This is a genomic window from Flavobacterium sp. RHBU_24 (assembly GCF_046613695.1).
GTDB lineage: Bacteria > Bacteroidota > Bacteroidia > Flavobacteriales > Flavobacteriaceae > Flavobacterium.
Genome location: NZ_JBKJHD010000069.1, coordinates 1 through 309 on the forward strand (window position 1 = coordinate 1; position 309 = coordinate 309).

At 47.6% G+C, this 309-nt stretch carries 1 protein-coding gene; it reads left to right on the forward strand.

The features are described 5' to 3' along the window. Positions 1–309: OmpA family protein (locus ACLI09_RS18110; protein ID WP_411421047.1), on the forward strand; the 309-nt coding region annotated here is incomplete at both ends.

The window sequence follows — 309 nt, forward strand, 5'->3', positions numbered from 1 at the left end:
CAACACCTTCCCGATAAACAAGACGGCAGGCGGCGAGGTAACGGTTAACGCCGACCTTGCACCTGTAGAGATACCTAACCCGCCGGTAATTACACTGGAGAACATCTACTTTGAGTACGATAAGAGCAACATCACTAAAGAAGCTGCCTTTGAGCTGGACAAGATTGTAGAGACCATGAAGCAGTACCCTGATGTAATTGTAATGGTAAAATCGCACACCGATAACCGCGGTACCGACCAGTACAACATGAGCCTGTCTAACCGCAGGGCAAAATCAACGGTACAGTACATCATCTCTAAAGGCATAGA